Annotated in this window: 25 protein-coding genes and 1 pseudogene; 15 read left to right on the forward strand and 11 right to left on the reverse strand. The window is 71.9% G+C overall.

Features of this window, described 5'->3' with window-relative positions:
• Nucleotides 1-10: 10 nt before the first annotated feature.
• The 3 genes from AMA02S_RS13060 to AMA02S_RS13070 form a co-directional block, all read right to left on the reverse strand.
• A complete protein-coding gene (locus tag AMA02S_RS13060; RefSeq protein WP_067456652.1) occupies nt 11-553 on the reverse strand; it encodes a YceI family protein in 543 nt (180 codons plus the stop codon).
• 34 nt (nt 554-587) lie between these two features.
• A complete protein-coding gene (locus tag AMA02S_RS13065) occupies nt 588-809 on the reverse strand; it encodes a DUF6158 family protein (protein ID WP_067456655.1) in 222 nt (73 codons plus the stop codon).
• An 84-nt stretch (nt 810-893) separates the two neighbouring features.
• Nucleotides 894-2,528: a bifunctional phosphatase PAP2/diacylglycerol kinase family protein gene (locus tag AMA02S_RS13070; protein WP_084265051.1), complete on the reverse strand. Its 1,635-nt coding sequence runs from the start codon at nt 2,526-2,528 to the stop codon at nt 894-896.
• 109 nt (nt 2,529-2,637) lie between these two features.
• Here AMA02S_RS13070 and AMA02S_RS43460 point away from each other — a divergent pair, with 109 nt between their 5' ends.
• The 4 genes from AMA02S_RS43460 (at nt 2,638) to AMA02S_RS13090 (ending at nt 5,618) form a co-directional block, all read left to right on the forward strand.
• Nucleotides 2,638-3,609, forward strand: coding sequence for an ABC transporter permease (locus tag AMA02S_RS43460; protein ID WP_084265052.1), 972 nt, complete (start codon nt 2,638-2,640; stop codon nt 3,607-3,609).
• Entirely contained in the window at nt 3,602-4,405 is an 804-nt protein-coding gene (locus tag AMA02S_RS13080; RefSeq protein WP_218004929.1) for an ABC transporter ATP-binding protein, read from the forward strand. Before AMA02S_RS43460 ends, AMA02S_RS13080 begins: the two co-directional genes overlap by 8 nt.
• A 71-nt stretch (nt 4,406-4,476) precedes the next feature.
• Nucleotides 4,477-4,998: a YbhB/YbcL family Raf kinase inhibitor-like protein gene (locus tag AMA02S_RS13085; protein WP_067457230.1), complete on the forward strand. Its 522-nt coding sequence runs from the start codon at nt 4,477-4,479 to the stop codon at nt 4,996-4,998.
• Between the two features lie 92 nt (nt 4,999-5,090).
• Complete coding sequence (locus AMA02S_RS13090; protein WP_067456658.1) at nt 5,091-5,618, forward strand: SUKH-4 family immunity protein; 528 nt, start codon at nt 5,091-5,093, stop codon at nt 5,616-5,618.
• Between the two features lie 42 nt (nt 5,619-5,660).
• Here the strand turns inward: AMA02S_RS13090 and AMA02S_RS13095 are convergent, their stop codons facing one another.
• Nucleotides 5,661-6,977: a KamA family radical SAM protein gene (locus tag AMA02S_RS13095; protein WP_067456661.1), complete on the reverse strand. Its 1,317-nt coding sequence runs from the start codon at nt 6,975-6,977 to the stop codon at nt 5,661-5,663.
• A gap of 343 nt (nt 6,978-7,320) precedes the next feature.
• Between AMA02S_RS13095 and AMA02S_RS13100 the strand changes: the two genes are divergently transcribed.
• The 6 genes and pseudogenes from AMA02S_RS13100 (at nt 7,321) to argS (ending at nt 13,000) form a co-directional block, all read left to right on the forward strand.
• The gene (locus AMA02S_RS13100; RefSeq protein ID WP_067456664.1) at nt 7,321-8,052 is read left to right on the forward strand and encodes a DUF998 domain-containing protein; all 732 of its coding nucleotides are present in this window, start codon (nt 7,321-7,323) and stop codon (nt 8,050-8,052) included.
• The gene (locus AMA02S_RS13105) at nt 8,049-8,957 is read left to right on the forward strand and encodes an alpha/beta fold hydrolase (RefSeq protein WP_245667485.1); all 909 of its coding nucleotides are present in this window, start codon (nt 8,049-8,051) and stop codon (nt 8,955-8,957) included. Before AMA02S_RS13100 ends, AMA02S_RS13105 begins: the two co-directional genes overlap by 4 nt.
• Nucleotides 8,954-9,310: a hypothetical protein gene (locus tag AMA02S_RS13110; protein WP_067456667.1), complete on the forward strand. Its 357-nt coding sequence runs from the start codon at nt 8,954-8,956 to the stop codon at nt 9,308-9,310. Before AMA02S_RS13105 ends, AMA02S_RS13110 begins: the two co-directional genes overlap by 4 nt.
• A gap of 117 nt (nt 9,311-9,427) precedes the next feature.
• Entirely contained in the window at nt 9,428-9,832 is a 405-nt protein-coding gene (locus AMA02S_RS13115; protein ID WP_067456671.1) for a hypothetical protein, read from the forward strand.
• 132 nt (nt 9,833-9,964) lie between these two features.
• A pseudogene (gene plsX, locus AMA02S_RS13120) lies at nt 9,965-11,041 on the forward strand (phosphate acyltransferase PlsX); the annotation flags it as partial.
• 213 nt (nt 11,042-11,254) lie between these two features.
• The gene (gene argS, locus AMA02S_RS13125) at nt 11,255-13,000 is read left to right on the forward strand and encodes an arginine--tRNA ligase (protein WP_067456674.1); all 1,746 of its coding nucleotides are present in this window, start codon (nt 11,255-11,257) and stop codon (nt 12,998-13,000) included.
• Here argS and AMA02S_RS13130 read toward each other — a convergent pair.
• The 7 genes from AMA02S_RS13130 to AMA02S_RS13155 form a co-directional block, all read right to left on the reverse strand.
• Nucleotides 12,962-13,897, reverse strand: coding sequence for an LLM class flavin-dependent oxidoreductase (locus AMA02S_RS13130; RefSeq protein ID WP_067456677.1), 936 nt, complete (start codon nt 13,895-13,897; stop codon nt 12,962-12,964). The genes argS and AMA02S_RS13130 overlap by 39 nt on opposite strands.
• Nucleotides 13,894-14,139: a DUF2630 family protein gene (locus AMA02S_RS13135; protein WP_067456680.1), complete on the reverse strand. Its 246-nt coding sequence runs from the start codon at nt 14,137-14,139 to the stop codon at nt 13,894-13,896. Before AMA02S_RS13135 ends, AMA02S_RS13130 begins: the two co-directional genes overlap by 4 nt.
• 81 nt (nt 14,140-14,220) lie before the next feature.
• Nucleotides 14,221-15,315, reverse strand: coding sequence for a hypothetical protein (locus AMA02S_RS40200; protein WP_084265057.1), 1,095 nt, complete (start codon nt 15,313-15,315; stop codon nt 14,221-14,223).
• Between the two features lie 84 nt (nt 15,316-15,399).
• A complete protein-coding gene (locus AMA02S_RS40205; RefSeq protein WP_084265058.1) occupies nt 15,400-16,254 on the reverse strand; it encodes an aldehyde dehydrogenase family protein in 855 nt (284 codons plus the stop codon).
• Nucleotides 16,247-17,677, reverse strand: a complete 1,431-nt coding sequence (locus tag AMA02S_RS13145) for an aldehyde dehydrogenase family protein (RefSeq protein ID WP_067456686.1) — start codon at nt 17,675-17,677, stop codon at nt 16,247-16,249. The genes AMA02S_RS40205 and AMA02S_RS13145 overlap by 8 nt, the downstream gene beginning before the upstream one ends.
• A gap of 2 nt (nt 17,678-17,679) precedes the next feature.
• Nucleotides 17,680-18,603, reverse strand: a complete 924-nt coding sequence (gene deoC / locus AMA02S_RS13150) for a deoxyribose-phosphate aldolase (RefSeq protein ID WP_067456689.1) — start codon at nt 18,601-18,603, stop codon at nt 17,680-17,682.
• A gap of 98 nt (nt 18,604-18,701) precedes the next feature.
• The gene (locus AMA02S_RS13155; protein ID WP_067456692.1) at nt 18,702-19,265 is read right to left on the reverse strand and encodes an ArsR/SmtB family transcription factor; all 564 of its coding nucleotides are present in this window, start codon (nt 19,263-19,265) and stop codon (nt 18,702-18,704) included.
• An 80-nt stretch (nt 19,266-19,345) separates the two neighbouring features.
• On the opposite strand from AMA02S_RS13155, the gene AMA02S_RS13160 reads away from it, so the two are divergent.
• The 5 genes from AMA02S_RS13160 to AMA02S_RS44665 all read left to right on the forward strand — a co-directional run bounded on the left by AMA02S_RS13160 (nt 19,346) and on the right by AMA02S_RS44665 (nt 26,214).
• Nucleotides 19,346-20,776, forward strand: coding sequence for an alpha/beta hydrolase family protein (locus tag AMA02S_RS13160; protein WP_218004930.1), 1,431 nt, complete (start codon nt 19,346-19,348; stop codon nt 20,774-20,776).
• Nucleotides 20,777-20,872: 96 nt separating this feature from the next.
• The gene (locus AMA02S_RS13165) at nt 20,873-21,265 is read left to right on the forward strand and encodes a GntR family transcriptional regulator (protein WP_067456695.1); all 393 of its coding nucleotides are present in this window, start codon (nt 20,873-20,875) and stop codon (nt 21,263-21,265) included.
• Nucleotides 21,262-22,146: an ABC transporter ATP-binding protein gene (locus AMA02S_RS13170; protein ID WP_067456699.1), complete on the forward strand. Its 885-nt coding sequence runs from the start codon at nt 21,262-21,264 to the stop codon at nt 22,144-22,146. The genes AMA02S_RS13165 and AMA02S_RS13170 overlap by 4 nt, the downstream gene beginning before the upstream one ends.
• Nucleotides 22,143-23,183: an ABC-2 membrane transporter-related protein gene (locus tag AMA02S_RS13175; protein WP_067456702.1), complete on the forward strand. Its 1,041-nt coding sequence runs from the start codon at nt 22,143-22,145 to the stop codon at nt 23,181-23,183. The genes AMA02S_RS13170 and AMA02S_RS13175 overlap by 4 nt, the downstream gene beginning before the upstream one ends.
• An 88-nt stretch (nt 23,184-23,271) precedes the next feature.
• Nucleotides 23,272-26,214, forward strand: coding sequence for a helix-turn-helix transcriptional regulator (locus AMA02S_RS44665; protein ID WP_281181869.1), 2,943 nt, complete (start codon nt 23,272-23,274; stop codon nt 26,212-26,214).
• Nucleotides 26,215-26,387 lie beyond the last annotated feature (173 nt).

Here is a 26,387-nt window from a genome sequence, read left to right on the forward strand (position 1 = left end):
CTCGCGAACGCTAGTGAGGGTCTTCAGCGGGCGGGAACCGGAGATCGAAGGCGACCTCCACGTCGTCGGCGAGCCGCAGCGCGCCGAAGAACGCCGAGTACGGCTTGATCCCCCAGCGGCTCTGCCGGACGACCGCGTCTCCATGCACCCGGTCGCCCTCCACGACGACCCGGACGCGCACGGGCTTCACCACGTCCAGGATCGCCAGGTCGCCCTCCACGTCCTCACCGACCGCCGTCGAGCGGAACATGATCCGCGGATGCCGCCGCGCGTCCAGCACCGTGCGCAGGTTCCGGCCGATGTCGGCACGGTCCTGGTCGGTGAGCGGCTTCACACCGCCGGTGCCCTCCCGCACCTCCAGCCCGTCCACCTCGACGATCACCTCGACGGACGACTCCTCCAGCGGCTCGCGGACCGTGACCGCCGCGGTCCACCGGGTGGCCTCGATGGTCAGGTCGTGGCCCGCCCGCCGGCCGAGTCCGCTGCGGCCGGTCCTGATCAGCAGCCGCCCGTCGTCCGGGCCCAGCTCGTGCGTTCCCTCCGGTACAGCCATGCCCCTCACCTTGCCACGCCGCGGAGCCACGGAATCAGCGTGCGCGCGCGCCCTCGCGCAGCCGTTCAGGATCGATCTCGCGTCCCGGCCAACGGCGCAGGTACTCGGCCTCAAGCTGGTTCATACGCCGGGTGTGCTCCCCGAAAGCCTGGTCGGCGGCGTGCCGGAGGGCGTCCAGCCGCGTCTCGTAGAGATGGCCCAGTTCGCGGAGCAGATCCTCATCGCTGAGCTCGCCCGGGTCGATTCCCATCGTCATGTGGTGGTTCCCTCCAGCAACGCGGCCTGGGCCTTCTGGATCACTGACCTCCTCGGCCAGTGCCGCCCCCATGCCGCCCCTTCCCTACCCGATCACCTCGGGGTGAACCGCGAAGACGCGCAGGGCCGTCGCGTGCTTGGCGAAACGGACGGCGGCGGGCAACGACGAGACCTCGCCGTCGCGCGCCAGCCGCAGCCCGTCGTCCGGGCCGACCAACTCCAGGCCGCCCGCGCGCCAGGCCCGGTAGCCGGGCGTGAGGTGCAGGTGACCGACCATGACCGCCGCCACCGCCCGGACGCGCGGGACGCGGCGCCCGGTCGTGATCATGCGAATGTCCAGCCGTCCGTCGTCGAGGCGCTTCCGCCAGGTGGGCGCGGCACCGCGCGAACCGTAGGCGCAGTTGCCGACGAACGCCAGCCAGACGCGACGGTGGCGGCCGTCCACGACGACCTCCACGGGCTCGGAGTGCCGCAGGGTACGGACGGCGGCGACGGCCAGCGCGGGCCACTTGCCGAGCCGCCGCTCCAGCCGTTCACGCCGGTCGACCAGCTCGGTGTAGGCGCCGAAGCTGGCGGTGTTGAGGAAGAGCTGCTCCTCCTCGTGACCGGCACCGCCGGAACCGTCGGAGGCGGGAGCCGCGTAGGCGACGTCGACACGTCCGAGATACCCGCGCCGGTAGGCGGCGATCGCCTCCGCCGGGGTCTCCATGCCGAGCGCCCTGGCGAAATGGTCGAATGTGCCTCCAGGGATGACGAGGAGGGGCACATCATGCTTCAGCGCTGCGCGCGCCCCCGCGTTCACAGTGCCGTCCCCGCCGATGACGGCCAGGACGTCCGCGCGCTCGGCCGCCTCCTCGAAGACCTTGTCGAGGTCCTGGTCCGGCTCCAGTTCGATGATCTCCGCCGCCGGCAGCTCCAGCCGGATGAGGCCGACCGCCAGCTCCGCGTTGCCCGGCAGAATCCCCCGCGCGGCCTCCCCCGAGCCGCTGCCGGAACCGGGGTTGAGGACCGCGACCAGACCGTGCCCGTCAGCGGTGACCCTGACCTGCTCGCCCTCGGCCCGCGTCACCCGGGCCACCGGAGGGCGGGCGGGCCAGACCAGCCGCGTCCCGAGCCCGGCCAGTGCGCCGATCCCGGCCCCGGCCAGCACGTCGCCCGGATAGTGCGCCCCGGTGTAGACGCGGGAGAACGCGACCGCCGCGGCCGTCAGCGCGATCGGGACGGCGAACACCGGCGACGCCTCCAGCGCCACCCCGGTCGCGAACGCGGCGGCGGACGCCGAGTGCCCGGACGGGAACGCGTGCGAGGTCGGCAGCTTCCAGCGGATCCGGATCGGCGGCACCAGGTCCACCACGGGACGCTTGCGACGGAACGCCTGCTTGCCGAGAAGGTTCACCATCGGGCTCGCCACGGCGACCGCGAGGGACCCGCGCAGCGCGGCTCGGCGCAGCGTCGCCCGGCGGCTGACCGCCAGGACGCCCGCGGTGGTGAACCACAACACTCCGTGATCGGCGAACCGCGACAGGCGTGGCACGACGTACTCCAGGCCGGGGAGCCGGGCGGCGGCCACCCGGTCGAAGGCCCACCGGTCAGCCCGTCCCAGACGGGCGAGGAGGCCGGCGCGGGCCTCACCGGGGGGCGGTCGGCGCCGGCCCCGCGACAGGGGCCGGGCCAGCACGGACAGTGACCGGAGTCCCGGCCGTCGATGGTTGACGCGCATGACGGGGGTATCCCCTGTGGGGGCGACATGATTCCGTAAAGATCTCAAATCGGGGGTCACATGCGGCGAACGTCGCTGACACATCGTCGACTGCAATAGGCTTCCCGGCATGAGTCACCCGGAACGGCTCGGTTCCCCGGGTGGCGAGTCGGTCGGCACGATCGCGGAGCCTCCTCACGTGAACGAGACGCTGGCCGCCTACGCCGCACGGTATGGGCTGAAGCAAAGCGCCGCGCGCCCCTCGCTGCGCAAGTACATCCAGGATGTCTGGGCTCGACGCAACTTCATCTGGGCGTTCGCGTCGGCCAAGAACATCTCGATGTACACCGAGTCGCGGCTCGGCCAGCTCTGGCAGCTGCTGACGCCGCTGCTGAACGTCGCGGTCTACTTCCTGATCTTCGGCGTGCTGCTGAGCACGAGCCGCGGGGTCCCGGACTTCATGCCGTTCCTCGTGACCGGCGTCTTCATGTTCGGGTTCACGCAGCGCTCGATCACCGCGGGCTCGAAATCGGTCGGCGACAACCTGTCGCTGATCCGCGCGCTGCACTTCCCGCGCGCCACACTGCCGCTGGCCATCGCGGTCGTGGAGCTGCAGCAGCTCCTGCTGTCCCTGGTGGTCCTGATCAGCATCGTGCTCGTCTCTGGTGAGCCGATCACGGTGAACATGGTGCTGTTCCTGCCCGTGCTGCTGCTCCAGCTGATGTTCAACGTCGGCGCGAGCCTGATCGTCGCGCGGCTCGGCGCGTTCAACCGGGACATCACGCAGCTGCTGCCCTTCATCATGCGGACGTGGCTGTACATGTCCGGCGTGATCTTCAGCCTGCCGTCGCTGATGAAGCCCGGCTCCAAGCTCGCCGAGCACCCGTGGGCGGCCGAGCTGCTGAAGGCCAACCCGGGGTATGTGTACGTCGAGCTGAGCCGGCATGCCCTGCTGGGCAAGTACCGCGACTACGTCGACAAGGCGCTGCCGAGCCACTCCACGGCCCAGTTGTGGATCTACGCGCTCGCCTGGGCCGGGGTCGCGCTGGTCGGCGGGTTCATGTTCTTCTACCGGGCCGAGGAGCGTTACGGACGTGGCTGACACCGTGGGTGCCCCGCGGACTCGCGGAGCCGTCCAGATCGACCCGCACCGCGAGCCGATCGTCGTCGTGGACGATCTGCACATCATCTACCGGGTGTTCGGGGCGGGCGGCAAGGGCAACGCCGCCAGCGCGTTCTCGCGCGTCCTGCGCCGTGAGAGCCGCCCGTCGATGACCGAGGTGCACGCCATCAAGGGCCTGTCGTTCGTGGTCTACCGCGGCGAGGCCGTCGGGATCATCGGCACCAACGGCTCCGGCAAGTCGACGCTGCTGAAGGCCATCGCCGGGCTGCTGCCCCCGCACCGCGGCGGCGTCTACACCGACGGCCAGCCGTCCCTGCTCGGCGTCAACGCCGCGCTGATGAAGGACCTCACCGGCGAGCGCAACATCGTGCTCGGCTGCCTGGCGATGGGCATGTCCCCGCAGGAGACACGGGCCAAGTACAAGGAGATCGTCGACTTCGCCGGGCTCAAGGAGGGCTTCATCCAGTACCCCATGCGGACGTACTCGTCCGGCATGGGCGCCCGGCTCCGGTTCGCCATCGCCGCCGCCAAGACCCACGACGTGCTGCTGATCGACGAGGCGCTCGCCACCGGCGACGCCAAGTTCAAGGTCAAGAGCAAGCGCCGCATCGAGGAGCTGCGCCGCGAGGCCGGCGCCGTCTTCCTGGTCGCCCACCAGCTGGACGTGGTGAAGGACACCTGCGACCGCGTCATCTGGATCGACGAGGGGCGCATGCACATGGACGGCGATCCCGCCGAGGTGATCGCCGCCTACACCGAGGCCACCGGGAAGTAGCCGTCCTCGATCCGCCCCGTCCCCTGATAGAGATGGGGGTGACAAAGCTGATCGCTGACGAGGAGGTCGCCATGCCCGGCAAGCCGCCGCTCCCCCACGAACACCTGCCCGAGGTCCCGTCGTTCACCGTCACCAGCGACGACGTCGCCGACGGCGAACGCCTGGCCGACCGGCACGTGTTCGACGACTGGGGCCTCGGCGGGGGCAATGAGTCCCCGCACCTTCGCTGGTCGGGCTTCCCCGCCGAGACCAGGAGCTTCGCGGTGACCTGCTTCGATCCCGACGCGCCCACCGGAAGCGGCTTCTGGCACTGGGTCCTGTTCGACATCCCCGCCGACGTCACCGAGCTGCCCGCGGGTGCGGGCGCCGCCGACTCCAAGGCCGGCGTGCACGCCCGCAACGACTACGGCAGCAAGGCGTTCGGCGGTGCGGCCCCGCCCCCCGGCGACCCGCACCGCTACGTCTTCACCGTCCACGCCCTGGACGTGGAGTCGCTCGGCATCGACTCCGACGTCTCCCCCGCCGTGGCGGGCTTCAACATCACCGCGCACACTCTCGCCCGCGCGTCCGTGATCCCCGAATACGGCGTCTAGAGCGACCGCCCGCGGACCAGTCGTTCGGCCACCGGACGATGGCGGCGGGCGGTGGAGACTGTCGCCGGCGCCCCCCGGACCGGAGGACGATCGTGCCGAGCGCTGCCGAGTACCTGGACGCCTGGGGGCGGGACAACACCGTCGTCTATCCCCGCCAGCAGTGGATGGAGGTGCTGCCGGCTCCGGCGGGGGCCTATCCGGACGTCGGCTTCCTCCCGGTGGACCTGTCGGTCGTCTTCACCGCGTTCGTCGAGGGCGAGGTGCGGCTGTACGACGAGGTCCGCGTCCAGCAGCCGGGCGAAAGGGCGCTGCGGCTGCTGCTCATCGGGGTCGTGCCCGAGAACCCGGCGGCGTGGTTCCTGTTCGACACCGAGAGCGGCCGGATCATGATGCTGGACACGCGGGAGCCGTCGCTGGAGCCGGTGAACTCCTGTCTCGCGCAGTTCACCGGCTTCCTCTACGAGTGCGCCCGGTTCATCGACGCCGACACCGGGCGCCGGGGACGCGGGAAGCGGGCCGAGCGGCTGCGCGAGCGGCTCATGCGGATCGATCCGAGCGCGTTCGCCGACCCGGCATCGTGGTGGTCGAGGATGGTCCTCCAGCTCGGTGCCAGAGGCTGAGTGTGGCGTGCCCGCCGGACGACGGCGAACACGCCACGGTCGTCACCGCTCGAAGGGGAAGCGGTCGGCGAAGGCGGGCTTCAGGTCGTCCAGCCAGACCGCCTCGGGGTCGTACTGGGCGAAGAAGGGCTTGTTGACCAGTTCGGCGTCGCGGCACTGGATGAAGTGCAGGGCGAACACCTTCTCCCCGAACAGATCGACGACCCCGTCCACGCAGACCTTGCCGGGGGTGGCGGACATGGACGGGCCCCGGACGGTGCGGGCCAGGCCGGAGACGTTCTTGTAGGCATCCCGGTAGATCTCGTACGCGCGGGCCAGGGGCACCGCGAAGTAGTCCTGCGGGCCCGTGTCGCGCTCAACGAACAGGTAGTACGGGATCAGGCCCATCCGGGTCTGCGTCCGCCACATGCTCTCCCAGACGGCGGCCTCGTCGTTGATCGTCCGGATGAGGGGGGCCTGCGTGCGGATGATCGCGCCGGTGTCGCGGATGCGGCGGCACGCCTCGGCGACCATGAGCGGTTCCAGCTCGCGCGGGTGCGTGAAGTGGGCCATGAAGGCCAGATTCTTGCCCGATTCGACAACCTGTTCGAACATGCGCAGCATGGCGTCGGCGTCCGGGTCGGTGACGAACTTCTGCGGCCAGTACGCGAGGGATTTCGTCCCAATGCGGATGGATTCGAGCTGCTCCAGGTCCAGCAGGGGCTCGATGTAGCGGCGCAGGACGGGCTCACCCATGATCATGGCGTCACCGCCGGTGAACAGGACGCTGGTCACCTCCGGATGCGAGATGAGGTAGTCGCGCAGCGCCGTGACGTCGTCGCCGGCCATCTTCAGATCCGCCTCGCCGACGAACTGCGCCCAGCGGAAGCAGTAGGTGCAGTAGGCGTGGCAGGTCTGCCCCTGTTTGGGGAAGTACAACACTGTCTCGTCGTACTTGTGCTGCATCCCGGGGATCTTCCCGTCGCCGAAGCTCGGGATGTTGAGCTCCATCTGGCCGGCGGGGTGCGGGTTGAGTTTCATCCGCACCGCGTGCGCGGCGGCCTCCACCTCTGCCTTCGGGGCCTCGCGGCGCAGCAGGTCCGACAGGTGCGCGACGTCCTCGGCGGGGAGCATGTCCTCCTGGGGGAAGACCAGCCGGTACATCGGATCGTCGGGCGCGGCCGACCAGTCGATGAGCTCCTCGACGACGTACGCGTTGGTCCGGAACGGCAGGACCGTCGCCACCGCCCGGGTCGCGAGCTGCTGCGCGGGCGACAGCCCCGCGCGAGCAGTGAGCTCGTCAAGGTGCTTCGCCGTGAAGGCGCGGAACTTGCGACCAGTGGATCGCACTGCGGGAGCCGCGTCGTTCACCAGTGTCACGTGTCGGTACTCCTTGAGATCGGCGGGGGAGACGCACCCGGGACGTTTCGTCACGGACTGTGATCGCAAAGCCGCCGGACATCCCCCTCGGATGGTTTCGAGCTGGTTCGTGCCGAATTGATACCCCTTCCAGGATACGAAGAAGCTGGTCAAGACAATGCAGACAAACCGCCTCGACATCATCGTGGACGTCCGGCCGGTTGTACAACGACTACGGGACGTCAACCGCTCCGGCGAGGCCACGTCCAGGGGATTCTCCGAAAACCCGGACTCGGGTCACCGGCCGGCGGGAGGGTCGTCGATACTGGCAGGTGGGCGGGCCGGCCGGTGGGAGGAGGCCTTGGTGGACGCGGACAAGGCGGACGACGCCGGGCCGGGTGCCGTCCCGGTCTGGGTGATCGTCCTGGCCGTCATCGCGGCGGCCTCCTACGGCACGTTCCTGCTGGAACACCTGCTCAGCCCCGAACTGGACGGTGTGAACGGTTACGTCAGCGAGCTCTCGGCGTCCGACCAGCCCTACCACCTGGTCTACAGCGGCGGCGACCTGGTCACCGGGGTGCTGACGATCATCGTGTCGCTCGGGTCGCTGCGCAGGCTGCGGCGGTGGCCTCTGGCCACGACCGGCTGGGCGTTCCTCGGGCTGTTCGGGGTGTGCGCCATCGGTGACGCGACGTTCCCGCTGGACTGCGCCCCCAGCCTGGAGACGTGGTGCGCCCTGCGGGAGCGCTCGGAGAACGTCTCGTTCTCGCACGAGTTCCACTCGGTGACCAGCAGCGCAGTGATCATCTGCGGGGTGATCGCGCTGTTCACGCTGTCGATGGCCGCCCGCCGCTACGACTGGTGGCCGGCGCTCGCCCGCTGGGGCTGGCTGCTCGCCCTGGCGGAGGCGGCCTTCGCGCTGAGCACGCTGCTGGCGATGTACCTGGGCCAATGGCTCGGCATCATCCAGCGCGTCCAGATCACCATCCTGAGCCTGGGTCTGCTGACCATCGCCTGGGCCTTGTACGCCGACCGGCGGGCCGCGGGCCGTGCCGCACGCCCGGCCCCCTCCGCACGAGAGAAGACGCCGCTATGACCGGGATCGTCCCCTCCGAGATCATGCCCACGGAGATCGTCAACATCGGCCGGGAGCAGGTGCACGTCGTCGAGACGGGCCCCGCCGGCGGGCCCGCCCTGCTGCTGAGCTCCGGGCTCGGCGGCGCCTGGTTCGACTGGTGGCCCAGCGTGGAGCTGCTCCGGGCCCGGCACCGGGTGATCGTCTTCGACCGGCCCGGCCTAGGGCTCAGCCCGTCCGCCCACGCGGCGCCGTCGCTGCGCCGCGACACCGGCCTCCTGGCCGGACTCGCCGAGCGGACCGGAGGTCCGGTCACGCTCCTCGCCCATTCGATGGCGGCCTTCCATGCCGAGGCGCTCGCCCGGCTGCACCCGGACCTCGTCCGGGCGCTGGTGCTGATCGATCCGAGCCACGAGCGCGACCCGCGCGCACCCCTCCGGCTCGCGGGCCCCTTGCACCCCCTCACCAAGGCGGCGGGCGCCGCGCTCGGCGCGACCCGGCTGGCGAAGGCCCTCGGCCCGATGGGCCGCCGGGCGGTCCTCAAGCGGACCAGCCGCCGGGACGAGCCGGTCCCGCCCTCGGTCGTCCGCTCCGTCTACGGGCGCGGGACGGTGCTCGGCGCGGTCCTGGCGGAGGAACTTGCCTACCGGGAGATGGCGGCCGACCTGGAAGCGCTGCGCGAGCGGCGCCCGTTCCCGCCCGTCCCGCTGGCGGTCATCACCGCACTCGGCGACGTCAAGGACCCGGCCAAGGCCCGCGAATGGTCGGACGGGCACCGCCTCCTCGCCGCCATGAGCCCGCACGCAAGCCGGACCGAGCTGCCCGACTCCCTGCACATGGTGCATCTCGACCGTCCCGACGCGGTCGCGGACGCGGTCGCCGTCGTGCTCGGCCATCGGTCGGAGGAGCCCGAGGAGGCGGTGTGAGGCGGCTCCTCGCGGTCACGACGCTGATGCCGCTCGCCCTGGCCCTGCCCGGTTGCAAGGTCATGCAGCGCATCTCGGACGGCTCGTACAACAACGCCGTCACCGACGGTGTCGTGGCGGAGCTCGCGGACCGGGGCATCCGGCTTGAGCACCGGCCCTCGTGCGAGACACAGGATTCGGGCACCTCGGTGGTCCACGTGCGGTGCACGGCCCTGACCAGCACCGGCGAGGACGTCACCGTGGAGGGCGTGGCCGACGACGCCGACACCAAGCATCCCCGCGAGACCTACGTCGTGACCATCGACGGACGCGAGGTGCTGCGCAAGGACTGCCTCGGCCTCGGCTGCCACTGACCCGTCCACCGGCCCCTCAACGACCGGCCCCTCAACGACGGCCAACGAATCGGCATGATCACGGAAAACGCCACTACTCCATGCATGTGCGACCCTACGGTCGGTGATGTCACCTCTATGGAGATAACTCGTAAGAAGGTTCTGATCCTGGGTCCCGCCGCGCTCCTCGTCCTCGTGCTCCTGGGCGCGGGCATCGCGTACCTGACGCTCTCGGGCGAGGAGTTGCAGTACAAGACCCAGTCCGCGCTGCGCAAGGCCCTGCCGACGACCGCCGCCGCCGAGCTGCACTCGCGCGGCGTGACGCTGACGTCGCCGCTGAAATGCAAGGACCTGCCCGGCTGGACCAAGGACAAGCTGCGCGCGTCCTGCACGGGTACCACCACCGACAAGCAGGATGTCCAGGTACTCGGCAGCGGTGAGGAGAAGTCGGGCAAGTCGTACTACACCATCCTCGTGGGCGGCCGCCCGGTGGTCCAGAACGCCTCGTGCCTCGGCGCGGACTGCCGGCACGAGGACGGCTGAGCGGGCGTACCCGCAGGGTGACGATCACCACCTCCGGCCAGGGCATAGTCAAGGCACGGGAAGGAAGGTCCTACGATGCGGTGAGCTGCGTTCTTGCGGCCCGCCACGTCCTTTCACCCTCCTGGAGCGGCCATGACCGGCGAAGGCAAGCCGTCACGCCCGGCGGCCCGCCGCCCGGCGACGGTCAGGCCGCTGCCGATCGCCGTCGACACGATGGGCGGCGACCACGCCCCGGACGAGATCATCGCGGGCGCGGTCGAGGCCGTCAGCGCCCACGGCGTCCGGCTGGTGCTGGTCGGGCGGGCGCCCCTGATCCGGCGCGAGCTCGAACGGCACGGGGTCGCGGGCCAGATCCCGATCGTGCACGCCGACGAGGCCCTCGACATGGGCGAGGGCGCGCTCGCCTCCTGGCGCAAGCCCCGCTCGTCCATCGCCATCGCCTGCCACCTGATCAAACAGGGGCGGGCATCGGCGCTGGTGTCGGCGGGCAGCACCGCCGGTGTCGTGGCGACGTCCCGGCTGCGGTTGAAGGGCCAGCAGGGCGTGATGCGGCCGGCCATCGCGGTGACCCTGCCCACCCGCCCCCGCCCGACGATCCTGCTGGATTCGGGCGCCACCGTCGACGTCAAGCCCGAGGGGCTGGTGCAGTTCGCCGCGCTCGGCACCGCGTACGCGCAGATCCTGATGGGGCTCGAACGGCCCCGGGTCGGCCTGCTCACCATCGGCGCCGAGCCCGGCAAGGGCGACAAGGTGACCAGGCGCGCACACGAACTGCTCGCGGGCGGCAGCCACGGCATCGAGTTCGCCGGGAACGTGGAGGGCCACGATCTGCTGAGCGGCGCCGTGGAGGTGATCGTGACGGACGGGTTCACCGGGAACGTCGCGCTCAAGACGATGGAGGGCACCATCCAGACGGCGTTCTCGGAGATCCGCTCGGCGATGACGTCCAGCCCCGCCGCCCGGGTGGGGGCGCTGCTCCAGCGCCGCCGCCTCCAGGAGCTGCGCGACCGCCTCGACCCCGACAGCTACGGCGGCGGCGTCCTGCTCGGCCTGAACGGGACGGTCGTGATCGCGCACGGCGCCTCCCGCGCCCGCGCGATCACCTCGGCGTGCGAGCTGGCCCACCGGCTCGCCGCCGGGCGCATCGTCGAGCGGATCCGCGAGCAGATCGCCGCCACTCGCACCTCCCGGTTCGGGCGCTGGACGCACGGCGAGCGCGACAGCCCGGACAAGACGCCGGACAGGACGCCGGACAGGACGCCCGACAAGCCCGCCGGGCCGCCCCCGGACACGTCCCGCGAGGGCAACGCCCTCCCCTGGCCCCTCACGGGGGACGCCGTCACGGAGAGTTCCGAGCCCCGTGGGACCGCCGACTGAGCAATGCGTTCGAGGACAGGCCCCGCACGCCGATAACCTTGAGCCATGCCCGCTCCGCAACTCGTACTCGCCGCCCGGGTCCAGGCCGCGCTCGCCGCCGCCTTCGGACCGTCGTACGCGGACGCCGACCCGGTCATCCGGCCGTCGCAGTTCGCCGACCTTCAGGCCAACGTGGCACTGCCGCTGGCCAAGAAGCTGGGCCGCAAGCCGCGAGACGTGGCCGACGAGATCGCCGCGCACATCGACACCGCCGGCGCCATCGCGGACGTCCAGGTCAGCGGGCCCGGGTTCCTCAACCTGACGCTGAGTGACGAATGGATCGCCGCGCAGGCGCAGCGGGCGCTGGAGGACGCGCGGCTCGCCGTCCCCACCGTCGACGCGCCGCAGAAGGTGATCGTCGAGTACTCCTCGCCCAACGTCGCCAAGGAGATGCACGTCGGGCACGTGCGGACCACGATCGTCGGGGACGCCATCGCCCGGATCCTGGAGTTCCTCGGCCACGAGGTGATCCGCGACAACCACGTCGGCGACTGGGGCACCCCGTTCGGGATGCTGATCGAGCATCTGCTCGACCTCGGCGAGGAGGCCGCCGCGCGGGACGACTCGTCCGTCCGGGATCTGACGTCCTTCTACCGGGCCGCGCGGCAGAAGTTCGAGGGGGACGCCGAGTTCGCCGACCGGGCGCGCAGGCGGGTCGTCGCGCTCCAGGCGGGCGATCCCGAGACGCTGCGGCTCTGGCAGATCCTCGTCGAGGTCTCCAAGCGCTACTTCAACTCGGTCTACGGACGGCTCGCGGTCACGCTCACCGACGACGACATCCGGGGCGAGAGCTTCTACAACGACCTGCTCGCCCCGACCGTCCAGGAGCTGGAGGACAAGGGCATCGCGGTGACCAGCGACGGGGCGTTGTGCGCGTTCCCGCCCGGGTTCACCGGACGGGAGGGCGAGCCCCTCCCGGTGATCATCCGCAAGAGCGACGGCGGCTACAACTACTCGACCACCGACCTCGCCACCATCCGGTACCGGGTCGACACCGAGCACGTCGACCGGATGGTCTACGTCGTCGGCGCACCGCAGTCGCTGCACTTCCAGATGGTGTTCGCGGTCGCCCGGATGGCCGGCTGGCTCAGCGACGAGGTGGCCGCCGAGCACGCGCAGATCGGCAACGTCCTCGGCACCGACGGCAAGATCCTGCGGACCCGCGCCGGCAGCACCATCAAGCTCGCTGAGCTGCTGGATGAGGCCGTCGAGCGCGCCGGCGCCGAGTTCGACAAGATCTCCCACGACGAGTCGTTCGACGACCGGACCCGTGCCGCGATCATCGAGGCCGTGGGCATCGGCGCGGTCAAGTACGCCGACCTGTCGGTGGCGCTCGACAGCGAGTACGTCTTCGACCTCGACCGGATGACCAAGTTCCAGGGCAAGACCGGCCCCTACCTCCAGTACGCCACGGTGCGGATCCGGTCGATCTTCCGCAAGGGCGGCGTCGACCCGGAGTCGGCGAAGGGCCCGATCGTGATCGGCCACGAGGCCGAGCGCGCGCTCGCCCTGAAGCTGCTGAACTTCGGCTCCATCGTGGCGCAGGCGGGCGAGACCAGCGAACCGCACCGGCTCGCCGCCTACTTGTTCGAGCTGGCCCAGGCGTACACGGGCTTCTTCGAGAACTGCCCCGTGCTGAAGGCGCCGGACGAGCAGACCAGGGCGTCGCGGCTGGCCCTGTGCGCGGCAACGCTCCGCACGCTGACCACGGGCCTAGACCTCCTGGGCGTCCCGATTCCCGACCGCATGTAGCCTCGCGGCCCCCGAGCGGGATTGCTGCAAGCACAGCTCGCGGACGGCTGGGACGATCTCCAGCGCAAAGGGGGCCAGGTGCTCGGGGTCACCTCCGTACAGGAACGAGTCGATGCCGTGGCCGACGGCCAGCTCCGTGAGCTCGTACACCCACTGGCGGGGCGGGCCGTGCAGGAAGCCGCGGGAGCCGCGCACGTCGAGGGTGCCTTCGAGGAGGTAGACGCGCCGGATCTCGGCGGGGTCGCGGCCCGCGCGGGCCGCGGCCTCGTCCAGCCGCCGCTGCCCCTCCGCCAGCCGTTTGGGCGGGACGAGGGACGACGGGACGATCCATCCGTCCGCAACACGGCCGAGGAGGTCCAGGCCTCGCGGGCCGGTGACCCCGAGCCAGATCGGGATCGGCGTCTCGGGCACCGGTCCCGACTGCCCGGCGGCGAACCGGTAGTGCTCGCCCTGGAAGCGCAGCCCCTGCTGGTCGCTCCAGTGCAGCCGGATGACCTGCACGGCCTCCTCCAGCGCCCGGCGCGCCTCGGCGGCGGCGAGCCGCGTGCCGCCGTACGCCTCGATGCCGTCCCAGCACGTCCCGGCGCCAAGACCGAGCAGGACGCGACCACCGCTCGACCGGTGCAGGGTGGCGATGGCCTTGGCCAGCGCGGCGGGCGGCCGGAGCGGCAGGCACGCCACGGCCGGCAGCACCCGGATCCGCGACGTGGCGGCCAGCACGGTCGCCATCACCGCGGGCGCGTCGGCGGTGCCCCGCCGGTACGGGTGGTCGCCGACGCCGAGCAGGTCGAGCCCGTAGCGGTCCGCGTCCTGCGCGATGCGGACCAGGGGCCTCGCCGATTCGGGTGCGAGGGAGAGGCCGAAGCGCAGCGGATGCCGCCGGCCCGCCACGCTCACTGCAGGTAGCCTTCGACCTCGTCCGGCGGGCGGACGCCGGCGTCATCCGGGTCCTCCCCCGCCTCCAGCCGGGCCCGGCGGCGGCGCAGCAGGTCCCAGCATTGATCCAGCGCCACCTCCAGGTCCTCCAGCCGCCGATGCTCCTCGTCTCGTCCGAGATCACCGCGCTGGTAGCGGTCGCGCAGGCGCTGCTCCTCGCCGACATACTCGTCGATTCGCCGGAGGATCTCCTTTTCGTCCATCGGGCTCCCTCTGTCCGTGGCTGAACTCCGGCAGAGCCCCGTCCCGCGAACGGGCAGGGGCTCCGCGCCCGGCACCGATGGTCAGCGGCCCCGCTCGGCGGCGCTCGTCAGGCCGGTCAGGAACCCGCCGTCCGTGCTCGTCGAGTGCTGGAGCGAACCACCGTTCGCCTTCGGCTCGACCATCGGCCCCGGCGGCGACGCGGCGGCCGTGGCGCGGCGGGCCGGTGCCCTGCGTGCCGTGGACGAGCGGGCCGTCGCCGTCCTGGACGCGGTGGCCCGTGGCTTGGCCGCGCCGGTCCGGCTGGTCGCGGTGGTACGCGACGTGGTGGACTTGCGCGCGGCGGTCGTCTTCGGTTTGGCCGCCGACGACCTCGTCGTGGACGGCTTCGCCCTGGACGAGGTCGTCTTGCGCGCCGTGGCCGACTTCGCCGACCCCACCCGACTCGACGCGGTGGACCTCGCCCGGCTCGCGGCCGACGTGGACGGCCTGCGCGCCGTGGATGAGCGGGACGACATGCTCTTGCGCGCCGTCGACGCCTTGGTGCCCGAGCGCGAAGCGGTGCTCCTCGCGGCCGTGCTCCGGGTGCCGGTCTTCCGCGTACCCGTGCTCCGCGTACCCGTGCTCCGCGTGCCCGTGCTTCGTGCTCTCGTGCTCCTCGCTGTCGTGGACCTGCTCCCCGCGCGGGCGGTGGTGGACTTCGCCGTGGTCGTGATGACCTTGGCCGCCGAGTCCATCGCCTTGGCGGCGTCGGTCATCGCCTTGGTCGCGGTCGTCATCGCCTTGGTCATGGCCGTCATGGCCTTGGCCGACGTGGACGCCTTGGTCGCCACCGACTTCATCTGCGTCGCGGCGGCCTTGGCCTGGCTCGCGGCCTTGGTGACCCGCGTCGCGGCCGTCGAGGACGCCCGGCCCGACGCGGCGCTCGTCCGCCTCGCGGCGGGCTTGCTCGCCGTGGTGGACTTGCGCGCGGTGGTCGACTTGCGCGCCGTCGAGGGCTTGCGCGCCGTCGAGCGGCCCGCCGTCGTCCTCGCGGTGGTCCTGGACGTCGACGACCTCGCCGCCGACGCCCGCTTGGTGGCCGGCTTCTTGGCGGCCGTGGACTTGTTCGCTGTGCTCTTCGTACGACTAGCCGTACCTCGGCTCGACGCCGTACGCGATGCGGTGTTGGTAGGCACTGATCTCCCCCCAGTGATGATCAGTTACGGGGAGATCTATTCCACACTTGGTGACGCTCTACACACACTCTGTCATTTCATCGTTCAGATCCCGACCGGATGCCAGACGGTCTTGGTCTCCAGGAAGGCCGTCATGCGGCCGGTGCCGGGGGTGACGGTCCAGTCGCCGGACGCGGTGTGCAGGACGCGTTTGAGGTTTCCCGCGGCGGCCTCCTGGAGGGCCCGGACGTCCTCGTCCGCGGCACCGGTGAGGTCGATGGCGTTGACGTCCATATGGGATGCGAGCCAGGGCGCCAGTTCCGCGCGGCGGCCGGTGAGGATGTTGACGACGCCGCCGGGCAGGTCGGATGTGGCGAGGACCTCGGCGAGGGTGACCGCGGGAAGCGGCGCGGGCTCGGACGCGACCACGACGGCGGTGTTGCCGGACACGATCGCCGGGGCGACGGTCGAGACCAGGCCGAGCAGCGGCGAGTCGGGGGCGACGACCGCGACCACGCCGGCCGGTTCGGGGGTGGAGAAGTTGAAGAACGGCCCGGAGACCGGGTTGACGGCGCCGGTGACGGCGGCGAGCTTGTCGGCCCACCCCGCGTACCAGACCCACCGGTCGATCGCCGCGTCCGTCTCCGCGGCGGCCTGGGGCTTGCTCAGGCCCGTCAGTCGGAGTTCGTCGACGAACTGGGCGCGGCGGCCCTCTAGCATCTCGGCGATGCGGTAGAGGACCTGGCCGCGGTTGTAGGCCGTCCGGGACGACCAGCCGCCGAACGCCGTGCGGGCGGCGACGACCGCGTCCCGCACGTCCTTGCGGGACGCCTGGGAGGCGTTGGCCACGAAGTTCCCCTTGGCGTCGTTCACCGGGTAGGTCCTGCCGGACTCCGAACGCGGGAACGCGCCGCCGATGTACAGCTTGTAGGTCTTGCGGACGCTCAACCGGTCAGGCATCGAGGTAGGCCTCCAGTCCGTGGCGTCCGCCCTCGCGGCCGAACCCCGATTCCTTGTAGCCGCCGAACGGGGAGGCGGGATCGAACTTGTTGAAGGTGTTGGCCCACACGACCCCGGCGCGCAGCCGCTGCGCCGTCCACAGGATCCGTGAGCCCTTCTCGGTCCAGATCCCCGCCGACAGCCCGTACGGGGTGTTGTTGGCCTTGGTGACGGCCTCTTCGGGGGTGCGGAACGTTAGCACCGACAGCACGGGGCCGAAGATCTCCTCCTGCGCGATCCGGTGCGACTGCGCGACGTTCGTGAACACCGTCGGCGCGAACCAGAACCCCTGCGGGGGCAGTTCGCAGGGCGGCGACCAGCGTTCGGCGCCCTCGTCCTCCCCGGCCTGGGCGAGCTCCTGGATCTTCTGGAGCTGGGCGGCGGAGTTGACCGCGCCGACGTCGGTGTTCTTGTCCAGCGGGTCCCCGACCCGCAGCGTGGCCATGCGGGTCTTGAGCCGGTCCAGGACGTCGCCGGCGACCGATTCCTGCACGAGCAGCCGGGACCCGGCGCAGCACACGTGGCCCTGGTTGAAGAAGATCCCGTTGACGATCCCCTCGACCGCCTGGTCCAGCGCCGCGTCGGCGAACACGATGTTGGCCGCCTTGCCGCCCAGTTCCAGCGTGAGCCTCTTGGCGGTGCCGGCGACCGAGCGGGCGATCTGGCGTCCGACGTCCGTGGAGCCGGTGAAGGCCACCTTGTCCACACCGGGGTGCTCGACCAGCGTCCGGCCGGTCGCACCGGCGCCGGTGACGATGTTGACCACGCCGGGCGGCAGGTCGGCCTGGCGGCAGATGTCGGCGAACAGCAGCGCGGTCAGCGGCGTCGTCTCGGCGGGCTTGAGCACCACCGTGTTCCCGCACGCCAGCGCCGGGGCGATCTTCCAGGCGAGCATCAGCAGCGGGAAGTTCCACGGGATCACCTGCCCCGCCACCCCGACCGGACGCGGGTCGGGTCCGAACCCCGCGTACGCGAGCTTGTCGGCCCACCCGGCGTAGTAGAAGAAGTGCGCGGCGGCGAGCGGCACGTCCACGTCCCGCGACTCGCGGATGGGCTTGCCGTTGTCGATCGACTCCAGCACCGCCAGTTCCCGGGACCGTTCCTGGACGATCCGCGCGATCCGGTACAGGTACTTGGCGCGCTCGGCTCCCGGCATCGGCCCCCAGACGGTGTCGAACGCGGTGCGCGCGGCCTTCACCGCGCGGTCCACGTCCGCCTCGTCGGCGCAGGCGATCTCGGCGAGCACGGTCTCGTCGGACGGGTTGACGGACTTGAACGGCTCCCCGTGCCCGTCGCCGAACTCTCCGCCGATGAACAGGCCGTAGGACGGCCGGATGTCGACGATCGCCGCGGACTCGGGGGCGGGCGCGTACTCGAAAACCATGATCAGTCCAGCGTGAAGTAGTCGGGGCCGGCGTACACCCCGGTGGCGAGCTTGCGGCGCTGCATCAGCAGATCGTTCAGCACGCTGGACGCTCCCAGCCGGAACCAGCGCGGAGTCAGCCAGTCCGGCCCGGCGGTCTCGTTCACCAGCACCAGGTACCGGATCGCGTCCTTGGTTGTCTTGATCCCGCCGGCCGGTTTGACGCCGACCTGCCGTCCGGTCTCGGCGCGGTAGTCACGGACGGCCTCCAGCATGACCAGGGTGACCGGCAGCGTCGCGGCCGGCGCGACCTTCCCGGTGGAGGTCTTGATGAAGTCGGCGCCCGCGCGCATCGCCAGCCACGACGCGCGCCGCACGTTGTCCAGCGTGGCGAGTTCCCCGGTCTCCAGGATCACCTTCAGGTGCGCGCCGCCGCAGGCGTCCTTCACCGCGACGATCTCCTCGTGCACCTTGACCAGGTCGCCGGACAGGAACGCGCCCCGGTCGATGACCATGTCGATCTCGCTCGCGCCCGCCTCGACCGCCGCCCGGGTGTCGGCGAGCTTGGCCGCCAGCGGGGCCCGTCCGGACGGGAACGCGGTCGCCACGCTCGCGACGCCGATGCCCGTCCCGGCGAGCGCGGCGACGGCCACGCCCACCATGTCGGGGTACACGCACACCGCGGCGACCTTCGGGACGGACGGGTCGGACGGGTCGGGGTGGGCGGCCTTGGCGCACAGCGCGCGCACCTTCCCGGCCGTGTCCGCGCCCTCCAGGGTGGTCAGGTCCACCATCGACACGGCGAGGTCGATGGCCTCGGCCTTCGCCGACGTCTTGATCGAACGCGTCGCGAGCCGCGCCGCCCGCTCCTCCGTGCCGACCTGGTCGACCCCGGGAAGCCCGTGCAGGAACGCGCGCAGCTCGGCGGCGCCGGTAAGAGTCTCCATTGACACGTCCCCAGCATCGCCGAAGTCCGCCACCCGCACAAAACGGTCCGGGCGGGATTCCGTGCCGCCGCCAGACCGTGCCACCACGGGACCGGACGTCATGTCTCGTCGGCGGGGAGCGAGAAGAGGCGGATGTAGACGGCACGGGCACCGGGCGGCGCGTCCTCGATCCGGTGCGAGTGCCGGTGCAGGAGGCGGATGTAGTCCTCGAAGAACTCGGCGAGGCCCTCCTCGGTCATGTGGGCGAAGCCGCGCGAGAGGCGCGCCCAGGCGGGCTCCCGCTCGTAGCCCGCGGGGAGCCGGGCGAGGATCTCCATGTCCTCGGCGTGCCCGACGCGCAGCAGTTCGGCGAGGACGGGACGGTCCTGCGGGGCCAGCGTCTCCGGAGCGGGCATCCGCAGGTCGCGCTGCCCGGCGGGGCGCCACCAGCGCTCGCGGCCGGCGGAGCGTTCGGGGATCTCCTCGATGAAGCCGTGCTTCTCCAGCTGGCGCAGGTGGTAGCTGGTCGTGCCGGTGTTGGCGCCGAGCACCTCGCCGATGGTCGTGGACGTGGCGGGGCCGTGCACCCGCAGCCGGTGCAGGATCTGGCGGCGCAGGGGATGGCTCAGGGCCTTGATCCGTCCCGGGTCGTCGAGGATGACGGGCTCGGCATCGTCCTTCATGGGGAGCAGTCTAATACCGCAGAGGTATCTTTGCAGAGAAACCTTTGCAGAGAGTTCTCTGTGAACTAGCGTCCCCGCTCATGAAGACAGCCATCCTCACCGCGCTGGTGATCGTCCTCGGGGTCCTGGGCGTGCCGCCCGCCCGCGCCGCCGCGCCCGTCTCGATCCCGGCCCCACCAGGTCTCACCTCCACCGACGTGAGCTTCACGGGGTACGGCGGGCTCACGCTGCACGGCACGGTCCTCGCGCCCGCGAAGGCGGATCGGCCCCGGCCAGGCGTAGTGCTCATCACCGGGTCGGGGGCCGGTGTGCCACGCGAGCACCTGCTCACCGAGGCCACCGAGTTCGCGCGGCGCGGCCTCGCAGTCCTGATCTACGACAAGCGGTCGGTGGGCTACACCAACCTCCGCCGCTCCTTCTCCGAACTGGCGGACGACGCGCTCGGAGGGCTGCGTGCACTGCGCGCCCGTCCCGGTGTGGATCCCGCCAAGGTGGGGCTGTGGGGGCTCAGCGAGGGCGGCTGGGTCGCCCCGCTGGCCGCGTCCCGCTCCACCGACGTCGCGTTCGTCATCACCGTCGGCGGCAACGCGATGACACCGATGCGCCAGCAACTCTGGAACGAGACGTCCGCGCTCCGGCGGGCGGGCGTCTCGGGTTCGCTCATCGGGCACGGGAAGCGGAACTTCGCGCGACTGGGGGCCGACGCCGGCCTGTTCGCCGAGGCGTACTTCGACGCCCCGGCCGTGCTGCGGCGCGTCCGGCAGCCGTTGCTCGGCATCTGGGGAACCCTGGACCATCAGACCCCGCCCGGCGACAACCCGCCGCTGTTCGCGCGGGCCCTGCGGCAGGGCGGCAACACCCACTCCACGTTCCGCTTCTTCCAGGGCGCCGATCACGGCGCGCACGAGAGCCCCGACGGCGGCTTCACGCGCGGGCCGGCGCTGGCGCCCGGCTACGCCGACCTGGTCGGCTCGTGGGTCGGGGACGTGACGAGCGGGCGGTCACCGGGCCCCGCCGCCCCGCCCGTCCTCCAGGAACCGCCCGTCCAGAAGTACGGGAGCGTCGCGGTCCCGCCGACGGCCTGGTGGGCGTCGGGCTGGACGCAACTCGCGGCGTTCGTCCTGTTCGCCGTCGCGTTCACCGCCTACCCGCTCACGGCGCTGGTACGGCGGCTGCGCGGGCGGACGGTGCGCCCGGTGAGCCGCTGGGCCCGATGGCTGGCCGGGGCGGGGCCCGCGGCCGTGCTCGGCATGTTCGTCTACGTCTTCTACCTGATGGCCGCCGGGCGGTGGCCGGACCCCGGGCCCGTCGTCGCGGGCCGCCCGCTCCCCTGGCTCGCGCTCCAGGCGCTCGCGGTCGTCGCCGTCGCCGCGTCGGTCGCGACCGCGCTGGCGTGGCGCCGGGACCGCGCGGCCGTCCCGCGCGGCGAGCGGATACGGCTCGGGCTGTTGCTCTCCGCGGGGGTCGCGTTCCTTCCCTGGGCCCTGTACTGGGGCCTCCTCCTCCCCTGACCTCCTTCTTCGCCCACCGTGCGGGCCGGTTCCTGTTGACAGACCACCACTCTAGAGTCTTAAAGTACTAGGACCCTAGTTAAATGGAGGTGGCTGGTGATCGAGTTCCACCTGGACGCCGGCTCGGGGGTCTCCCCGTACATGCAGCTCGTCCGGCAGGTCCGGCACGCCCTGCGGCTCGACGTGCTGCGCGAGGGCGACCAGCTCCCCACCGTCAAGGACGTGGTCGCGCAGCTCGCGATCAACCCGAACACCGTCCTGAAGGCCTACCGGGAGCTGGAGCACGAGGGGCTCGTCGCGGCGCGGCCCGGCGTCGGGACGTTCGTGACGCGGACGCTCGCCGACGCCTCGCTCGCCGCGCACGGGCCCCTGCGCCACGACCTGCGGCGCTGGCTGGCCAAGGCGCGCCTGGCCGGGCTGGACGACGAGAGCATCGAGGCGCTGTTCATGACGACCTTTCGGTCCGGCGCTCAGGAGGACATAGCGTGACCGCCGTCGTGAAGGCCCAGGGGCTGGGCAAGAAGTACGGGCAGCGCTGGGCGCTGTCGGACTGCACGCTGGAGATCCCGGCCGGGCGGGTCGTCGGGCTCGTCGGGCCCAACGGCGCCGGCAAGACAACGCTGCTGAACCTGTCGGTCGGGCAGCTCGCGCCGTCCGCGGGCAGCATCGAGGTCCTCGGCGGCCGTCCCGCGAGCGGCCCCGGCCAGCTCGCCAAGGTGGGCTTCGTCGCCCAGGAGACCCCCACCTACGCGGGGCTGAGCGTCGGCGACCACCTCAAGCTCGGCGCCCGCCTCAACCCGGGCTGGGACGACGCGCTCGCCCGCGACCGGATCGCGCGGCTCGGCCTCGATCCGGCGCACAAGGCCGGGAAGCTGTCGGGCGGGCAGCGCGCGCAGCTCGCCCTCACGCTCGGCATCGCCAAACGGCCCGAGCTGCTGATCCTGGACGAGCCCGTCGCCGCGCTCGACCCGCTCGCCCGCCGCGAGTTCCTGTCCGGGCTCATGGAGGCCGTCACCGAGCATTCACTGAGCGTCATCCTGTCCTCGCACCTGGTGTCGGACCTGGAGCGGGTCTGCGACTACCTCGTCGTGCTCGTGGCGTCCCGCGTCCAGGTCGCCGGGGACGTCGACGACCTGCTGGCCTCGCACCACCGGCTCAGCGGGCCCCGCCGCGACCCGGCGCGGCTCCCGGCGGACCAGCAGATCATCACCGCCAGCCACACCGACCGCCAGAGCACCCTGCTCGTCCGCTCCGAGGGCGCGATCCACGATCCCGCCTGGACGGTCGGACAGGTCGGCCTGGAAGACCTCGTCCTCGCCTACATGACCCCGAAGACCAGCGACCGTCCCACCCTGGAGGCCCTCCGATGATCTGGCTGACCCTGCGCCAGTTCCGCGTCCAGGCCCTGGTCGCCGCCGGGGCCCTCGCCGCCCTCGCCGCCGTGCTGGCGCTCACCGGCCCGGGGCTGTCCGACGACTACTCCAGCGGGCTCGCGACCTGCACCGCCCAAGGCGACTGCACCCGGTTCACCACCCGGTTCTTCGACGATCACCGGGCCTACTTCTTCGGCCTGACCTCCCTCGTGATCTTCGTTCCGGGCGTCATCGGCGTCTTCTGGGGCGCGCCGCTCATCACCCGCGAACTGGAGGCGGGCACCCACCGGCTCGTCTGGAACCAGAGCATCAGCCGCACCCGCTGGCTGTCGGTCAAGCTCGGCATCGTCGGCGCGGTCGCCATGGTCGCCGCGGGCCTGGCCTGCCTCGCCGTGACCTGGTGGTCGGAGCCCCTGGACGAGGCCGCCGGCAAGCGGATGCCGCGCCTGGCGCCGCTGATGTTCGACGCCCGCGGCATCGCGCCGATCGGCTACGCGGCGTTCGCGTTCGCACTCGGCGTCACCGTGGGCGTCCTCGTCCGCCGGACGCTGCCCGCGATGGCGATCACCCTCGCCGTCTTCGCCGCCGTCCAGATCGCCATGCCGCTGTTCGTCCGGCCGTACCTCATCCCGCCGAAGGAGGCCAAGATCACGGTCACGCCCGCGAACGTCGGCGAGCTGTCGCTGTCGGAGGAGGGAGTGTCGATGGGGGCGAGCGTGGCCGACCCGGGCGCCTGGACGCTGTCCAACTACACGGTCGACTCGGCCGGCCGGAAGGTCACATGGATGCCCCGCTCGCTGGCCGTGACCGCCTGCCAGCCCCCGCCGACCCCCCCGGGCGCCACCGAGCCCCCGCCGGGCCCCGATCCCAAGTGCTTCACCGAGATCGCCCGGCTCGGCTACCGGCAGCAGATCAGCTACCACCCGGGCAGCCGCTTCTGGGCCCTCCAGTGGAGGGAGACCGGGGTCTTCGCCCTGCTCACCGCGGGCCTGTCGGGCTTCTGCTTCTTCTGGGTCCGCCGCCGCCTGTCGTGACCCCACAGGCCACTGTGGCGGGCTCCGGCGATGTCGTGCGAAGAGAAATTCAGATGGGATTGTCCGATCCATTTGGCATGCTTGTGGCGTGAGCGTGCGTGCGATGAGTCCCGTCCTGGTCGGCAGGTCGGCCGAGCTCGGAGAGCTGGAGAACGCCCTCGCCGCCGCCCCCGGCGCCATCCTCGTCGGGGGCGAGGCGGGCCTGGGCAAGACGCGCCTGATCCGCGAGTTCGCCGCCCGGCTGGCGGGGCCCGGCGGCCCGCGGGCCAGGCTGCTGGTCGGCGGCTGCCTGGAGCTCGGCTCGGACGGCCTGCCGTTCGCCCCCTTCACGACCGTCCTGCGGGGGCTCGTCCGCGACATCGGCATCGACGGCGTCGCCGGGCTCGTCCCGCGCGGCGACACCGGGGGCCTCGCGCGGCTGCTGCCGGAGTTCGGGGAGCCGGAGAGCGACTCGGCGTCCGGGGAGGAGCGCGCCCGGCTGTTCGAGGTGGTGCTGGCGCTGCTGGAGCGGCTGGCCGAGCGCGGCCCCGTGGTGCTGGTGATCGAGGACGCGCACTGGGCCGACCGCTCCACCCGCGACCTGCTGGCCTTCCTCGTGCGCAACGTGGGCGCCGTGCCGCTGCTGGTCGTCGCGACGTACCGGACGGACGAGCTGCACCGCACGCATCCGCTGCGGCCCCTGCTGGGCGCGCTGGAGCGCGCCGACCGCGTCCGGAGGCTGGAACTGTGCCGGCTGTCGCGCGCGGAGGTCGCGGCGCTCGTCGCGCAGGCGCTCGGCAGCGCGCCGCCGCCCGGACTGGTCGAGCGGATCGCGGCGCGCAGCGAGGGCAACCCGCTGTTCGTCGAGGCCCTGCTGGACGACGACGGGACCCTGGCCTGCGAGCTGCCCGAGTCCCTGCGCGACCTGCTGCTCGCGGGCGTCCAGCGGCTGCCCGACGAGACACAGGACGTCCTGCGGGACGCCAGCGGCGGCGGCACCCGCATCGAGCATGCGCTGCTGGCCGCGGTGTCCGGGCTCGACGACACCGCGCTGACCCGCGTCCTGCGGCCGGCCGTCGCCGCGAACGTCCTGGTCGTGGACGGGGACGGCTACGCCTTCCGGCACGCGCTGATCCGCGAGGCCGTCCACGACGATCTGCTGCCCGGCGAGTACACGCGCCTGCACACGCGGTACGCCGAGGCGCTGGAGAACAACCCGGGGCTCGTCCCGTCCGGCCGGCTCTGGGTGGAGCTGAGCCACCACTGGTTCGCCGCCCACGACGCGACATGGGCGCTCGTCGCGTCGTGGCGCGCCGCCGCCGACGCCCGTAAGGCACTGGCCTACGCCGAGTGCCTGGCGATGCTGTCGCGCGTCCTCGAACTGTGGGACCGGGTCCCGGACGCGGCCGAGCGCATCGGCGTCGATCACGTTCGCGTCCTGGAGGACGCCACGGCCGCCGCGGACATGGCAGGTGAGTACGACCGCGGGATCAAGCTCGCCACGGCGGGGCTGCGCGAGATCGAGGCAGAGCGAGAGGCCGCGGACGAGGACGGGGCACGCGACCGCATGGCGGCTCTGCTGGAGCGGCGTGCCCGGATGTGCTACCAGGTCGCGCGACCCGGCTTCGTCGAGGACCTGCGGACCGCGGTGTCGGCGCTGGAGGGCGGCCCGCCCACCGCGCTGCGCGCCCGGGTGCTGGCGACGCTCGCCACCTACGTTCGGCTCACCACCGATATCGACCAGGCGCGGGCCGCGGCGGAGGAGTCGCTGGCCATCGCCCGCAAGCTGGACGACCCGGTCACCGAGGCCGAGGCGCTCATGACGCTCTTCTGCGCCGACATCGACTACGGGACCCAGCCCGTGCGGATCTCCGAGGTCGAGGAGGCCGCGCAGCGCAGCGGCAACCACCGGGTCACGCTGCGCTACGCGGTGATCAAATCCCACTTCCTGGAGGGCGCCGGACGCCACGAGGAGGCGGCCGAGGTCGCGAGGATCGGCAAGGAGAAGGCCCGCAAGTACGGCGTCAGCCGCACCCAGGGCACGTTCCTCTGCATCAACCAGGCCGAGCCGCTGGTCTCCCTCGGCCGCTGGGACGAGGCCCTGGCCGTCCTGTCGCACGCCGTGGAGCAGGAACCCGCCATCACGACCCGCACGTCCCTGCTCGTCCTGGCCGGTGAGGTGGCGCTGGCGCGCGGTGACCTGAGTGGCGCCCGCAAGCAGCTCGGCGGAGCGCGCGAGGTGATGAACCTCAAGATGAAGTGGCTGAAGACCCAGGACTACTTCGCCACGCTGCGGCTCCAGGCACGGCTGGCGCTCGCGGAGGGCCGGCACGACGACGCGCTGGCCGCGGCGCGCGAGGTGATCGAGCACGCCGGACTGCCGGACGACGCCCGCTACACCTGGCCCGTCCTCGTGATCGGCGCGCGGGCCTGCGCCGAACTCGGCGCGGCCGCGTCCGAGGACCTCCAGACCATCACCGAGCGCGCCGCGACGCTGCGGACGGGCGGCCCGCTGCTGCACGCCCTGCACCTGACGTTCGTCGCCACCGCCGCCCGCGCCCGCGGCGTCCTCGACCTGGCGGCATGGGACGAGGCCGCCGCCGCGTGGGAGGCGCTCGGCAACCCCTTCAACCGGGCCGACGCCCTGGCGTGCGCCGCCGAGGCCGCGCTCGCGGGCGGCGACCACGACACGGCGGCCGACCGGTTGCGGACCGCGGCGGGCCTCGCGGCGGAGCTCGGCGCGGCCCCGCTCGGCGGACGCATCGACGACCTGCGGCGCCGCACCCGCGGCCCGCGCCGCACCGGCACGGACGCGGTGGCCCCGCTCGGCCTGACCCCCCGCGAGTACGAGGTCCTGCGCCTCGTCGCGGACGGGCGCAGCAACCGCGACATCGCCGAGGCGCTGTTCATCTCCGTCAAGACGGCCAGCGTCCACGTCTCCAACATCCTCGGCAAACTGGACGTGGCCAACCGCGGCGAAGCCGCCGCCACCGCCCACCGACTAGCGCTGTTCGCCGCAGCCCAGAAACCCACACCCAACAGCACGGTCTAGGGCCCAAGCCGTCACGCGAGCGCGCTACCTGACCGGTGGGGCAAAGCCGAAGGCAAGCCCCACCGGGAAGATCGCGAAGCGATGGAGCGCTCGCCCAAGCACGGTCGAGGGGCGAGCCGCCAGGCGAGCCTCTCGGGCCGGGATTGCGGTGAACACAGCCGCCAGGCGAACCC

Origin of the sequence: Actinomadura macra NBRC 14102 (genome assembly GCF_001552215.1) — a bacterium.
GTDB classification, from domain to species: domain Bacteria; phylum Actinomycetota; class Actinomycetes; order Streptosporangiales; family Streptosporangiaceae; genus Spirillospora; species Spirillospora macra.